At 65.8% G+C, this 14168-nt stretch carries 11 protein-coding genes and 2 pseudogenes; 7 read left to right on the forward strand and 6 right to left on the reverse strand.

What is annotated here, in order from left to right; all coding sequences use genetic code 11:
- Positions 1 to 124 (forward strand): annotated as a pseudogene (locus tag RLN94_RS19550) (IS630-like element ISSpo6 family transposase); the annotation flags it as partial.
- On the opposite strand, the gene RLN94_RS19555 reads toward RLN94_RS19550, so the two are convergent.
- The 3 genes from RLN94_RS19555 to RLN94_RS19565 all read right to left on the reverse strand — a co-directional run bounded on the left by RLN94_RS19555 (position 121) and on the right by RLN94_RS19565 (position 5427).
- On the reverse strand, positions 121 to 996 hold the full coding sequence (locus RLN94_RS19555; protein ID WP_350127018.1) for an alginate O-acetyltransferase AlgX-related protein: 876 nt from the start codon (positions 994 to 996) through the stop codon (positions 121 to 123). The pseudogene RLN94_RS19550 and the gene RLN94_RS19555 overlap by 4 nt on opposite strands.
- 420 nt (positions 997 to 1416) lie before the next feature.
- Entirely contained in the window at positions 1417 to 4872 is a 3456-nt protein-coding gene (mfd, locus tag RLN94_RS19560; RefSeq protein ID WP_350127021.1) for a transcription-repair coupling factor, read from the reverse strand.
- 27 nt (positions 4873 to 4899) lie between these two features.
- Positions 4900 to 5427 carry a component of SufBCD complex gene (locus RLN94_RS19565; protein WP_350127059.1) on the reverse strand — a complete coding sequence of 176 codons (528 nt, stop codon included), beginning with the start codon at positions 5425 to 5427 and terminating at the stop codon, positions 4900 to 4902.
- A 141-nt stretch (positions 5428 to 5568) separates the two neighbouring features.
- Here RLN94_RS19565 and hemB point away from each other — a divergent pair, with 141 nt between their 5' ends.
- Positions 5569 to 6564: a porphobilinogen synthase gene (gene hemB, locus RLN94_RS19570; RefSeq protein WP_350127024.1), complete on the forward strand. Its 996-nt coding sequence runs from the start codon at positions 5569 to 5571 to the stop codon at positions 6562 to 6564.
- Positions 6565 to 6824: 260 nt separating this feature from the next.
- Positions 6825 to 7385 carry a lipid-binding SYLF domain-containing protein gene (locus RLN94_RS19575; RefSeq protein WP_350127027.1) on the forward strand — a complete coding sequence of 187 codons (561 nt, stop codon included), beginning with the start codon at positions 6825 to 6827 and terminating at the stop codon, positions 7383 to 7385.
- Positions 7386 to 7460: 75 nt separating this feature from the next.
- Here RLN94_RS19575 and RLN94_RS19580 read toward each other — a convergent pair whose 3' ends face one another.
- Positions 7461 to 7724, reverse strand: a complete 264-nt coding sequence (locus RLN94_RS19580) for an usg protein (RefSeq protein WP_350127030.1) — start codon at positions 7722 to 7724, stop codon at positions 7461 to 7463.
- Between the two features lie 263 nt (positions 7725 to 7987).
- Here RLN94_RS19580 and gyrA point away from each other — a divergent pair, with 263 nt between their 5' ends.
- Together gyrA and RLN94_RS19590 are read left to right on the forward strand one after the other, a co-directional pair.
- Positions 7988 to 10699, forward strand: coding sequence for a DNA gyrase subunit A (gene gyrA / locus RLN94_RS19585; RefSeq protein ID WP_350127033.1), 2712 nt, complete (start codon positions 7988 to 7990; stop codon positions 10697 to 10699).
- Between the two features lie 192 nt (positions 10700 to 10891).
- Positions 10892 to 11632, forward strand: a complete 741-nt coding sequence (locus RLN94_RS19590) for a hypothetical protein (protein ID WP_350127036.1) — start codon at positions 10892 to 10894, stop codon at positions 11630 to 11632.
- A 28-nt stretch (positions 11633 to 11660) separates the two neighbouring features.
- Here the strand turns inward: RLN94_RS19590 and RLN94_RS19595 are convergent, their stop codons facing one another.
- Both RLN94_RS19595 and RLN94_RS19600 read right to left on the reverse strand, forming a co-directional pair.
- On the reverse strand, positions 11661 to 12635 hold the full coding sequence (locus tag RLN94_RS19595; RefSeq protein WP_350127039.1) for a polysaccharide biosynthesis/export family protein: 975 nt from the start codon (positions 12633 to 12635) through the stop codon (positions 11661 to 11663).
- A gap of 9 nt (positions 12636 to 12644) precedes the next feature.
- A complete protein-coding gene (locus tag RLN94_RS19600; RefSeq protein WP_350127042.1) occupies positions 12645 to 12776 on the reverse strand; it encodes a hypothetical protein in 132 nt (43 codons plus the stop codon).
- Positions 12777 to 12875: 99 nt separating this feature from the next.
- Here RLN94_RS19600 and RLN94_RS19605 point away from each other — a divergent pair, with 99 nt between their 5' ends.
- Both RLN94_RS19605 and RLN94_RS22240 read left to right on the forward strand, forming a co-directional pair.
- On the forward strand, positions 12876 to 13724 hold the full coding sequence (locus RLN94_RS19605) for an NAD-dependent epimerase/dehydratase family protein (RefSeq protein WP_350127045.1): 849 nt from the start codon (positions 12876 to 12878) through the stop codon (positions 13722 to 13724).
- A pseudogene (locus tag RLN94_RS22240) lies at positions 13721 to 14149 on the forward strand (sugar transferase); the annotation flags it as partial. The gene RLN94_RS19605 and the pseudogene RLN94_RS22240, both read left to right, overlap by 4 nt.
- Between the last annotated feature and the right edge of the window lie 19 nt (positions 14150 to 14168).

Raw genomic sequence — 14168 nt, forward strand, 5'->3', positions numbered from 1 at the left:
CCTGCGCAGGATCGGCGCCAGAACCTTTACAGACCTCTTCGAAGTCCTCGGAGACATCTGCGATATGTTCTCACCCAACGAATGTTGGAACTTCTTCAAGGCTGCCGGATATGTCGCAGGTTAAAATCGAAACGCTTTAAGGAAATGCGGCCGCTTTGTATCAGCTCTGCAATGCGACAGGTATCGCTCGGCAAGCCCGCAGAAGATATCGTCCGGCTTGACCGCCTTGACCATCTCGTAATGAAAATACCGCGACCGGCAAAACACCACGTGCTGATAGAATACCGGCAAAGTCTGCAAGAGTTGCCGGAAGAAGGAATCCCCGAAGACCAGCACTGTCTTGTCACTCAGCGCCTGCGGTGACGAGACCAGGAACATGAGACCGTCATTCCCTTTCAAACCATTGCTCGCCATGGTAATGGGCACTGCCTGCCCTTTCATGACAAGCTGCGACTCCCCGACCGGATCGGAAAACTTGCGTCCGAGGTCACCGAAGAATGCGGGGGTTTCCGTCAGCAGCGCCCGAAGCATGGACATCCCCCGTTCGATCTCGTCGGGAAACATGTCCGCCAGCAACGCCTCCGTCATGCCGAGTACGCCGGGGGCGGCATAATGCGTGTCCGTACGGGATATTGCCCTGGGCTCGGCCCGCAAGGCCTCGACAGGATAGAGAATGCTTTTCTCGGCCTCCGAGCCGGCCATGACGGGCTGATAGGACCGCTCGTATAGCGAGACGAACTCGTCCGGCAAATCGATCTTCTCGCGCAACGCGATACATTTCTCCGGAAAGATTACCATGCGAAATCGCCGTCCTGTCCTCTCGCAGAACCGGGCACGCGCCTCGACACTGGTGCGAAAGACATTGGTCGAACTGCGTCGTGGGCTCTTGGCGCCGGTGAAATACGAAAACACCCCTTTCTGTCCGCCTTTCAGAAAAAGGTACCCGTCACGTCCGATATGCACACCATTGGCGTCAGCTTCCGCTTGCTGGGTCATCGCCTCCCGTATCCCATCTATCCGTTATCGGTTCCACGGCGCTCTAGCGCATTTTCATATGGTGGAACCACCACTTTACCACGCGCCGCATAGAGAAATTATTCGACATGCCCGAAGGCCGCGCCGGCATCAACTGTTCGCAACCAAGGTTGAAGCAATTTGCCAACCGCCCCTCCCGGTTCAATCAACTCTTCAACGCTCGCCCGGCGCCTTTGGCCCGATTCCGGGCGCGTACCTCCCAACACCCGTCCCGGCCCCCGTCTCAGGACCTCACACCGCCGTTGCACCCCGCACAACATCCGGTACCACCCCCCACCGCACGCCACATCAACCCGGCTCAACACCGCCAAAAACACCGACAAAATACCGACGTAAAACCGACGTTATACCGACCCACCAAATCCCAACAAACTCAGCCCGTTAACCCCGATTCGCCTTCTTCTTCTCGACGACCTTCTCTGCCAGGTCCCGGGCGATGGCGAACGCCCCCTTGATCTTGTCGCTCTCCTTGGTCCAGTCCCGCCGCACGACGATCTTGTTGTCCTTGACCTTGGCCATCCCCCGCTGGTCCTGCATGAACTGCACCAGCCCTTCAGGCGACGCGAACTTGTCGTTGTGGAACTGGATCGTCGCCCCCTTCGGGCCCCCGTCCAGCTTGGCAATCCCCGCCCGTTTGCACATCGCCTTGATCCGCACGATCAGCAGCAGCGTGTTCACTTCCTTGGGCAGTTTCCCGAACCGGTCGATCAGCTCCGCGGCAAAACCCTCCAGTTCAACTTTGGTGTGCAACCCACTGAGACGGCGATACAATCCCAGCCGCACATCGAGGTCCGGCACATACTCCTCGGGAATCAGAACCGGCACGCCGAGATTGATCTGCGGCGCCCATTGCTCGTCCGTCTCGGTCAGCCCTTCCAGCTCGCCCGCCTTGATCTTGGCAATCGCCTCCTCCAGCATCGACTGGTAGAGTTCGTAGCCCACGTCGCGCATCTGCCCCGACTGTTCCTCGCCAAGCAGGTTCCCCGCCCCGCGAATATCCAGATCCTGGCTCGCCAGCGTGAACCCCGCCCCCAGCGTATCGAGGCTGCCCAGCACCCGCAGCCGCTTCTCCGCCGCCGGGGTCAGCGGCACGCGCGGCTTGGTGGTCAGGTACGCATAGGCCCGCAGCTTCGACCGCCCGACACGCCCCCGGATCTGATAGAGTTGCGACAGCCCGAACATGTCGGCCCGGTGGATCACCATGGTGTTGGCGGTGGGAATATCCAGCCCCGACTCGACAATCGTCGTCGCCAGCAGAACGTCGAACTTCCCGTCGTAGAAGGCGTTCATCCGGTTATCGAGATCGCCCGCCGCCATCTGCCCGTGCGCCACCACATAGGACACCTCCGGCACCTGCTCCTTGAGGAACTCCTCGATCTCCGCCAAATCCTTGATCCGCGGGACCACGAAAAAGCTCTGCCCGCCCCGGTAATGCTCGCGCAACAGCGCCTCGCGGATCGTCACCGTGTCGAACTCGCTCACATAGGTCCGGATCGACAGCCGGTCGACCGGCGGCGTGCCGATTATGCTGAGATCCCGGACACCTGAGAGCGAAAGTTGAAGTGTCCGCGGAATGGGCGTGGCCGTCAGGGTCAGCACATGCACGTCACTGCGCAGCTGCTTCAGCCGCTCCTTGTGCGCCACCCCGAACCGCTGCTCCTCGTCGATCACCAACAGCCCGAGATTGGCAAACCGCACCCCCTTGGCCAGAAGCGCATGGGTGCCCACCACGATATCCACCTGCCCCCGCGACAGCGCCTCGCGCGTCTTCGCGGCCTCGGTCGTCGACACGAACCGCGACAGGGGCCGCACGGAAATCGGGAAACCCCGGAAGCGTTCGGCAAAGCTCTGGTAATGCTGCCGCGCCAGCAGTGTCGTCGGCGCGATCACCGCCACCTGGTAGCCCTGCAGCGCCGCCACGAAAGCCGCCCGCATCGCCACCTCGGTCTTGCCGAACCCCACGTCGCCACAGATCAGCCGGTCCATCGGCGTGCCGGAACTCAGGTCGTTCACCACGTCCTCGATGGCGCGCAGCTGGTCATCGGTCTCCTGGTACGGGAACCGGGCCGAGAACGCCTCCCACGCGTGATGCTCCGGCTCCATCACCGCGCCTTTGCGCAGCGCCCGCTCCGCCGCGATCCGGATCAGCCGGTCGGCCATCTCGCGGATGCGTTCCTTGAGCTTGGCCTTCTTCGCCTGCCACGCGCCGCCGCCCAGCCGGTCGAGCAGCCCTTCCTCGTGGCCATACCGGCTCAGCAGTTCGATATTCTCGACCGGCAGGTACAGCCTTGCCCCCTCGGCATATTCGAGGCTCAGGCATTCATGTGCCGCCCCCGCCGCCGTGATCACCTCCAGCCCGTGATACCGCCCGATCCCGTGATCCACATGTACCACCAGGTCGCCGGGGCTGAGCGATTGTGCCTCGGTCAGGAAATTCTCCGCCCGACGCCGTTTGCGCGGCGACCGGATCAGCCTGTCGCCCAGCACATCCTGCTCGGCAATCACCGTCAGCCCGGGCGACTCGAACCCGTGCTCCAGCCCCCAGACCGCCAGGTGCAGCCCGCGCTTGCCCACGCCGCCCACGTCGCGCACCGTCACCGCGCCAATCAGCCCCTCATCCTCCAGCAAGCCCTCAAGCCGCTCCCGCGCGCCTTCGGAATAGCTCGCCAGTAGAACCGGGCCCTCGCCCATCTTGGCTTCGATATGGTCCTTCAACGCCCCGAAAAGACTGATGCTTTCCTGCTGCCGCTCGGGCGAGAAATTGCGCCCGATCCGCCCGCCCGCGTCGATGATGTTGGGCCCCGGGCTCTTCGCCAGCGGCGAGAAGGCCAGCCGCCGCCGGTCGGCCACCGCCGCGCCCCATGCCTCGTCGTCGAGATAGAGCTGCTCCGGCGGCACCGGCTTGTAGATCGTCTCGGCCCGCTGCTTCTGCTCCAGCGCGTGGCGCCGCGCCTCGTACTGGTCCTGTACCGTGTCCCAGCGCGACAGCCGCGCCGCCTCGACCTGGTCGTCCATCGTCACCGGCGCGCCGGGCAGATAGTCGAAGAGCGTCTCGAGCTTCTCATGGAAGAACGGCAGCCAATGCTCGATCCCGGCGTGCTTGCGCCCCGCGCTCACCGCCTCGTAAAGCGGGTCATCGGTGCCGGCGGCGCCGAACTCGATCCGATAATTCTGCCGGAACCGGGTGATCGCCGCCTCGTCGAGGATCACCTCGCTCACCGGCGCCAGCTCGACCCGCGACAGCTTCTCGGTCGTCCGCTGGCTGCCCGGATCGAACCGCCGCACGCCATCCAGCACGTCGCCGAAGAGGTCCAGCCGCACCGGCCCGCCCTCGCCCGGCGGGAAGATGTCGATGATCCCGCCCCGCACGGCGTAATCGCCCGGCTCGGTCACCGTCGGGCTCTGCACGAAGCCCATCCGCACGAGGAACGCCTTCAGCGCCTCCTCGTCGATCTGCCGGTCGACCTCGGCCGTAAACGCCGCCTCCTTCAGCACGTCGCGCGGCGGCACCCGCTGGCTCGCCGCGTTCAGCGTGGTCAACAGCACGAACTGCTTCGGTGCCCCGTGCACCAGCCCCGCCAGCGTCGCCATCCGGGCGGCGGAAATGTCGGCATTGGGCGAAATCCGGTCATAGGGCAGGCAATCCCACCCCGGAAAGCGCAGCACCGGCATGTCGGGCGCGAAAAAGGCCAGCGCCTCGGCCACCTGCGCCAGCCGCTTGTCGTCGCGCGCCACGTGAATGACCGGGCCGCCGTCGCGCTCGGCCTCCTTCAGGATCAGCCGCGCGTCGAACCCTTCGGGCGCGCCGCCCACGATTATGTGCTTCGCTTCACTCATGTCCATCCGCCTCGCCGGGCCTGACCCCTAGCCGAGCGCCCCGATCGTCATGTTCTGCAGCATGCCCCACATGGCAGTAACGAAGATCGAGATCACCCCCACCACCTGTGTCAGCACCCTGTGCTTGTGCATCATCCTGTAAAGCGCCTCGCCCGACAGCCCGTCGCGCCGGATCACGTGCGCCGTGGCCACCGACAGCAGCCCGACGATGGTCATCGGGAACAGCAGCAGGAATACCGCCTGCGAGAACTCGTTGCCATAGACGAAGCCCAGCAGCATCAGCATCGTCAGCATGAAACAGGTGAACCCCGCCAGCAAAAGCCCCGTCTCCTCGGCAATGAGCAGGATGCGGTCGGTGTTGATCCGCACGATCGTCTCGAGGTCCTGCATCCGCGCGTCGGTGTCGTCCTTGCGGGCGCGCATCACCATGTCCCACGGCACGCCCAGCACCCAGTGGCTGGTCGACGACCACATCACGGCAAGAATGATCCAGTACCAGAGGTTACTGAAACTGCGCATGTCGATGAGTTCGAAGACGCTGTCGTACCAGTCCACGAGATAGAGCCTGTAACGTTTCTTGCCCGGCCGGCCGCGGGGGTTCACCCCTCATAGCGCCGCCACGCGGCAATTCCTACCCTTGAGATCGTCAATTTTCCATGCCAGTGACAAGCGCGTGCAAATCGAGGATTGACACCCATGCGCCCGACCCAAGCCCCCTTTCCCGCCACGCGCCTGCGCCGCGCGCGGCAAAGCCCCGCGATCCGCGCGCTGGTGGCCGAGAACACGCTGACCCCGGGCGACCTGATCTGGCCGGTCTTCGTGCGCGAGGGCGAGGGCGTGGAAGAGCCGGTCCCCTCGATGCCCGGCGTGGTCCGCCGCAGCGTCGACCGCGTGGTCGAGGCCGCGCGCGAGGCCGCCGACCTCGGCATTCCCGCCATCTGCCTCTTTCCCTATACCGAGGCCGCCAACCGCACCTCCGATTGTGCCGAGGCGTGGAACCCCGAGAACCTCTCGAACCGCGCCACCCGCGCCATCAAGGCCGCCGTGCCCGAGATCGCCATCATGACCGACGTGGCGCTCGACCCCTATTCCGACACCGGCCATGACGGGTTTGTCGTCGATGGCGAGATCGTCAACGACGAAACGGTCGAGGCGCTGGTCAAACAGGCGCTGTCCCAGGCCGAGGCCGGGGTCGACATCATCGGCCCCTCCGACATGATGGATGGCCGCATCGGCGCCATCCGTACCGCGTTGGAAAGCGCGGGCCACCGCAACGTGATGCTGCTCTCCTACGCCGCCAAGTACGCCTCGGCCTTCTACGGGCCCTTCCGCGACGCGGTCGGCGCCAGCGGAGCGCTCAGGGGCGACAAGAAGACCTACCAGATGGATGCCGCCAATACCGACGAGGCGCTGCGCTGCGTCGCCCGCGACCTCGCCGAGGGGGCCGACATGGTGATGGTCAAGCCGGGCATGCCCTATCTCGACATCTGCCGCCGGGTGAAGGACGAGTTCGCCACCCCCACCTTCGCCTACCAGGTGTCGGGCGAATACGCGATGATCATGGCCGCCGCCCGGAACGGCTGGATCGACGGCGACCGGGCGATGGCGGAAAGCCTGATGGCCTTCAAGCGCGCCGGCTGCGACGGGATCCTGACCTATTTTGCCCCCGACATGGCCCGGGCCCTTGCATGATCGGCCGCGGCCCCGGAACGCGCCGCCGGACGCCTCCGGCGGGCGCATTCCGGGACAGATGAAGACCCGGTAGCAAAACCTTAATCGCCTTGTGGAATGGTCCCCGCGAATCGCTTCGGCCAAGGGCATTCTGCGCCGGGTCGCAATATCCTGCCGAAAAGGCGCTTTGCGGGTGACACTTTGCCGTCGCGTGTCTATACTCCCTCCCAGATCGGCAGGTACATGCCGACGCGGAACACAGGCAGTCACAGGCAATTAACATGAGCACTCTATCCAGACGCAGCTTCACGCTCGGCATGCTGGCCACCACCCCCGTCGTCGCCGCGTGCGGCAACGGGGTCGGCAGCACCAAGAGCACGGAAATCGACGCCCGCGCCGATGCCACCCTCAACCACCTCTACACCCGCTACCCCGCCACGCGCGAGATCGGCGAGAAATCCACCGGCGTGCTGATCATGCCGCTGGTGACCGAGGGCGGCTTCATCGTCGGCGGCGGCTATGGCCGCGGCGCGCTCCGCGTGGGCGGCGTGACGGTCGATTACTACTCCGCCACCAAGGGCAGCGTCGGGCTTCAGATCGGCGCCCAGCAATTCGCCCATGTCCTGTTCTTCATGACCGAGGATGCGCTCAGCCGCTTCCGCCGGGCCACCGGCTGGGTCGCGGGAGCGGACGTGGAATACGTCTTCAACGACCAGGGCGGCAACCTGCGCGCCGATACCACGACATCGACGGCCCCGGTCGTCGCGGTGGTCTTCGGCCAGGCGGGCGCGCTGATCGGCGCCTCGCTCGAAGGCATGAAATACACCCGCATCATTCCCTGACCCCCGCCTTTCGCGGAGGGTCGGACAGAGCCCCGGGCCGAAAACGCCCGGGGCTTCACGTTTTCTTAACCCAGGTTAATGAAGCGTGAACTCGCCCACCACCTGCCGCCATTCGCCGGGCGAGATCAGCTTGCGATGGGTGAACTGCACCGAATGCAGCGGCCCCTCGATCTCCTTCTGCCAGAACTCGACGAATTCGAACAGCCGCGGATGATCGGGCGCGATATCGTACTCCTGCCAGACGAAACTGTTGAGAACATGGGCATAGTCCGGCATGTGGTAGAAGAACTCCGCCGTGGTCAGGCCATACCCCTTGAGCATCATCTCCGTTTCGGTCATCTCGTTACACTCCTGCTGAAACCCCGGATTTTTTGCCTTTGGTTCCAATAAGGATGCCGCGAATTTTTTACTTTTCAACAAAAACAGTATGTTAGCAGCCATCCGCCCCGGCTGCCAAAATGCCCGCCAAATGGGGAGGCCATTGCGCATTGCACCCCCTGCAAGCCCTCTGATATACCCTTGTCAACATCATAAGAAGACAGCAGGACAGAGCGGGCAGAAACGTGAACGATACGCCGGAAACACCTGAAAACGAAGACGAAATGCCCAACGGCGGTTCCGGCCCCGAGCGTCCGGCCTATGACGGGCCGACGATCTCCATCTCCGAGGAGATGAAGACCTCCTATCTCGACTACGCCATGAGCGTGATCGTCAGCCGCGCGATCCCCGATCTGCGCGACGGCCTGAAACCTGTGCACCGGCGCATTCTTTACGCAATGCACGAAACCGGAAACACCCACGACAAGCCCTATCGCAAGTCCGCCCGCCCGGTGGGCGACGTCATGGGTAAGTATCACCCCCACGGCGACAGCGCGATCTACGACGCGCTGGTGCGGATGGCGCAGGATTTCTCGATGTCCCTGCCCCTGCTGGATGGCCAGGGCAATTTCGGCTCGATGGACGGCGACAACCCGGCCGCCATGCGCTACACCGAGGTGCGCATGGACAAGCCGGCGCAGTCGCTTCTCGCCGATATCGAGAAGGACACGGTCGACTTCCAGGACAATTACGACGGCAAGGATCGCGAACCTTCCGTCCTGCCCGCGCGCTTCCCCAACATGCTGGTCAACGGCGCCGGCGGCATCGCCGTCGGCATGGCCACCAACATCCCGCCCCACAACCTGGGCGAGGTGATCGACGCCACGCTCGCGCTGATCGAGAACCCCGATCTCGACAGCTCGCAGCTCAACGAGTACGTCCCCGGCCCCGATTTCCCCACCGGCGGTCTGATGCTCGGCCGCTCCGGTGCGCGCAAGGCCTATCTCGAGGGGCGCGGCAGCGTCATCATCCGCTCGAAAACCCGGGTCGAGGAGCTGCGCAAGGACCGCTACGCCATCGTCATCGACGAGATCCCCTATCAGGTGAACAAGGCGGCGATGATCGAGAAGATCGCCGAAACCGCCCGCGAGAAGCGGATCGAGGGCATCGCCCACGTGCAGGACGAAAGCGACCGTACCGGCGTGCGCGTGGTGGTCGAATTGAAGCGCGACGCGACGCCCGAGGTGGTGCTGAACCAGCTCTTCCGCTTCACGCCGATGCAGACCTCCTTCGGCTGCAACATGCTGGCGCTCAACGGCGGCAAGCCCGAACAGCTCACGCTCCACGGATTCCTAAGCGCTTTCATAAGCTTCCGGGAAGAAGTTGTCGCACGCCGCACCGCCCATGACCTGCGCAAGGCGCGCGAGCGCAGCCACGTGCTCTGCGGCCTCGCCGTCGCCGTCTCCAACGTCGACGAGGTGGTCGCCACCATCCGCGCCTCGGCCGACGCGGCGGAAGCGCGCGAGAAGCTGATGACCCGCCGCTGGCCGGCGCAGGACATCCTCGAATACATCGCACTGATCGACGACCCGACCCACACCGCGAACGAGGACGGCACCTACAACCTGTCGGAAACCCAGGCCCGCGCCATCCTCGAACTGCGCCTGCAACGCCTGACCCAGCTTGGCGTCCGCGAGGTCACCGACGAGCTTCAGGATCTCGCCGCCAAGATCAAGGAATACCTCGCCATCCTCGCCAGCCGCGAGCGGATCATGCAGATCATCTCGGACGAGCTGACCGAGGTGAAGGAGCAATTCGCCGTCCCCCGCCGCACCGAGATCGTCGACTGGTCCGGCGACATGGAAGACGAGGACCTGATCGAGCGCGAGGACATGGTCGTCACCGTCACCCAGGGCGGCTATATCAAGCGCACCGCGCTCGCCGATTTCCGCGCCCAGAAACGCGGCGGCAAGGGCCTGTCGGGCATGCAGACCAAGGAAGAGGACGTGGTCACCACCCTCTTCGTGGCCAACACCCACACCCAGCTTCTGTTCTTCACCACCGACGGGATGGCCTACAAGCTCAAGACATGGCGCCTGCCGCTGGGCGGGCGCACCTCCAAGGGCAAGGCGATCGTCAACATCCTGCCCATCCCGCAGGGCGTCTCGATCGCCGCGATCATGCCGGTCGATGTTCCGGAAGATGAATGGGACAACCTGCAGATCTTCTTCGCCACCTCCGCCGGAGATGTGCGCCGTAACGCCTTGTCGGACTTCACGAATGTCAAATCCAACGGCAAGATCGCGATGAAGCTGCCCGAGGACGGCACGCAACTGGTCAACGCCCGCATCTGCTCGGAAGAGGACGACGTGATGCTGGTCACCGACTCGGGCCGCGCCATCCGCTTCCCCACCACCGAGGTGCGCGTCTTCAAGGGCCGTGATTCCACCGGCGTCCGCGGCATCCGCCTGCAGAACGGCGACAAGGTCGTCTCGATGTCCGTGATCCGCCATTTCGAGGCCACGCCCGACGAGCGCGCCGCCTATCTCAAGATGCGCCGCCAGATGGCCGGGGCCGAGGACGAGGGCGCCTCCGACGACGAAGGCAATGCCGACGCCACCATTTCCGACGAGCGGTTCGAGGAGATGCGCGCGGCCGAGAACCTGCTGCTGACCATCACCGAGGGCGGCTCGGGCAAGCTTTCCTCCAGCCACGACTACCCTGTCCGGGGCCGTGGCGGCATGGGCGTGCGGGCGATGGACAAGGCCATGCGCGGCGGCGCGCTGGTCGCCTCCTTCCCGGTCCAGCCGGAAGACCAGATCATGCTCGCCACCTCGCGCGGCCAGTCGATCCGCGTGCCGGTCGAGGGGATCTCGTTCCGCTCGCGCGGAGCCGGCGGCGTCAAGGTGTTCAACACAGGCAAGGGCGAAAAGGTGGTCAGCGTCGCCTGGATCGCCGAGCAGGCCGAGGACGAGGCGGAAGACGCGGACGCCTGATTGCCCTCCGGCGGATTCGCTGCAACACGAGCGGTTCCGCCAGCATTTTCCGTCTTTGCGCTCAAGTTTTGCCACATTTGAGGCCCAGAAAACGTGTTCGAAATGCGCATGCGCCCAGCCACCCGGGCGCGTCCGCCTTGCGGTCAACCCTCTCTCGCGAACCAACGGCGCGGGACGTACAGGACAAACGTGGTGACGCCCAAGAACGAACGCTGGCTCGACCATACCGGTCTCAACCTGATCCGCATCGTGATCGGGTCCTATTTCATGGCGATCTCCCTCGGCCTGATCGAGGGGGTCGACCATGCGGCCCTGTTCGCCCCGCTGCTGGACGATCAGACCGCCCGGCTGGCCGGCATGGCCGTGCTTTTCATCCTGTCGGTGGTGTTCATGTCGGGCGTGGCCCTGCGGATCACGGCGCTGACGCTGGCGCTCTTCATCCTGTGCTCCAGCGTCGCCCAGACCTTCCTCGGCCCCGAACCCATGCCGCTGTCGTCCTTCTGGCGCGACCTGGCGCTGGTCTGCGCGGTGCTGATGTCCTACTCGACCCTGCGCCGGCAGGAGCTGCGCAAGGCGGCGCTGATCATGCGGCGCCGGGCGGCGCGTCTCAAGCGCGGCAAGTTCACCACCGTGACCCCGCGCCGCGTGACCGTCCGCAACAAATCCGTCGCCGACGCCGCCGGCAAGGCCACGGGCCGGGGCCCCGACGGGCCCGATTACGACCGCGTGCTGCGCCCGCTGATCGCGCCCACCGGCCCGATCGCGCGGCCCGAACCGGCGGTCACCCCGCGCCCTGACTTCAACGGCGCCACCGTCCCGGCCAATGACCGGGCCGAGCCGCAGAAACCCCTGAAGCTGACCAACCGCCTGCGCCTGATCCCGCCCCCGGCCGAGGCCGAGGACGATATCGACAACATCTTCTCGAATATCTGAGGGCCGAACCGGCCCGGCCCGGGCCGGATCACTCCGACAGGTTGCTCACCGAAGAGCTGACCCCGATCACCGTGCCGAACAGGCCGATGATGGTCTGAACCGCCGTCACCGAGGATTCGGTCGCCATCAGCGTGTCGTTCGGCATCACCTGGAACTGGCGCGCCGCGAACAGGCCGTCGGCGCTGGTCATGTCGATGGTGAAGATCACCTGCTGCATGTCCGGCCCGCGCGGCCCCGGCGTCAGGTGGCGGGGGTGATACTCGCGCAGGATCAGGATGCCCTGCGGATTGGCCCGCGCCGAGTTCAGACCGCCCGAGGCGGACAGCGCGTCAAGCGCGTTCATCCGCTCCTTCTCGAAATACACCAGCTTCTGGGTCTTCGAGGCGCCGAGCACGGTAAAGCTGCGGGAATCCTCGAGAACGGCGATCTGGTCGCCGCCATGAACGGTGATGTTCATCGCCGGATCGGCCAGCACGGATTCGACGCGGGTCTCGTAGACCCGCCCGCCCCGCTGCAGCCGCACGCGCGGGTGGCGCAAGGCGGTGTTCACGCCCCCGGCCAGCGCCAGAACGCTCATCAGGCGGGTGTTGCGGTTCTCCAGCGGGTAGCGGCCGGGCGCGCCCACGCCGCTGGCCACGTCGACCGAGTTGTTGCGCCCCGGCGTGACCTGCACCTGCACCTGCGCGGCGGGCACGATCATCTCCATCTTCCGCTGGATGCGGTCGCGGGCGGTATCGGCGGTCAGCCCGCGCACCGGCACGTCGCCCACATAGGGCAGGAAGACCGTCCCCGAGGACGACACCGTCAGCGGCGGGATCGGCGTCTGCTTGGTCCCGTCCGAGATCAGCGAGTTCTCCTGGTTGTCCCAGACCACCACGTCCAGCCGGTCGCCGGTCTGGATGACCGAGGAATCCGGCCCGCGATCGGCGTGGAACCAGGTGTGATGCTCCTGGTCGCCGGTATAGGGCCAGGTCGAGATCATCGGCGTGGCCGCGCGGGTCACCTCCACCACCTAGAAGGTGGGGTTCTCGGACGAGCCCTGGCTGACCACTTCCCGTTGCACCGCCGCACCCCTGGGAAGGGAGCAGGCGCCGATGGAAATCGCGATGCCAACCAGCAGGATCGTCTTGTAAACTCGCGTCAAACCGTGGTCTCCCGACTTCTTCGTATTGGCAGTTCACTACCCCATTGAAAGGATGTTAGACAACGGAAATCTCGCCGCATCTGGTAGTTGGGCACATTCGTGACACATATCCCGCAAGCAGCCGATATTCTGATCACCGGCGCCGGCGGGCGGCTGGGCCGGCTGCTGCGCCGCGCGGCGGCGCGCGAGGGCACCGGCGGCCTGCGGCCGGCGTTCCAGTCGCGCCGGCCCGGCACCGGGCTGACCTGGGCCCCGGGGCAGCCGCTGTCGGCCCTGCCGCACTGCGATACCGTGGTCGCCCTCTGGGGCCGGACAAGCGGCGACGCGGCGGCCCTGGCCGAGAATGCCGCCCTCGTGGCCTTCGGCCATACCGTCGCCCTCGCCACCGGCGCGCGCCGCCTGTTCCACCTGTCCTCGGCCGCCGTCTACGGCCCCGGCCGGCACCTGGCCGAGGGGGCACCGCTCTCGCCCGTGGCGGATTACGGCCACTCGAAGCAGGCGATGGAGCAGGAGATCGCCCGCCTGCCCCGGACCGACCGGATCGCCCATTGCTGCCTCCGGCTGGCCAACGTGGTGGGCGCCGACAGCCTGGCGCCGGGCCTGCGCGGCAGCGGCCCCGTCGGCATGGACCGGTTCGACGACGGCACCGGCCCGCTGCGCAGCTATATCGCGCCGGGCGACCTCCTGCGCGTGCTGGCCGGGCTGGCTTCCCTGCCGCCCGACAGCCTGCCCGAGACGCTCAACATCGCCGCCCCCGCCCCCGTCCGCATGGACGCCCTCGTGCGCGCCCGCGGGCTGGATCTCGACTGGCGCCCCGCCCCGCCCGGCGCCACGCAGGAGGTCTCGCTCGACACCGCGCGCCTCTCGGCGCTTCTGCCAGGGGCGATCCGCCACGACACGGCCGAGGCCATGGTCGCCGACTGGGCGGCGCTGGAGGCCGGGCAATGACCCTCTCCAAGCGGCTGATGGATATCGGCCTGGCCCTGCTGCTGGTGATCGTCCTCGCCGGGCCGATCCTTGTCATCGCGCTCTGGGTGCTCATCGTCGACGGCCGCCCCGTCTTCTACCCCTCCGAACGGATGAAGACGCCCGACACGCCCTTCACCTTATGGAAGTTCCGCACCATGCGCACCGACCGCAACGACACCGGCGTCTCGGGCGGCTACAAATCGGCGCGGATCACCCGCACCGGGCGCGTCCTGCGCGGCAAGCGCCTCGACGAATTGCCCCAGCTTTTCAACATCCTGCGGGGCGACATGAGCTTCGTCGGCCCGCGCCCGCCCCTGCGCCGCTATGTCGAGCTGCGCCCCGAGCTCTACGCCCGGGTGCTGGAAAACCGCCCCGGCGTCACCGGGCTCGCCACGCTCTCCTATCTCGGCGCGATCAGAGGCG

Source organism: Roseovarius sp. (assembly GCF_040223625.1).
Lineage (GTDB): Bacteria > Pseudomonadota > Alphaproteobacteria > Rhodobacterales > Rhodobacteraceae > Roseovarius.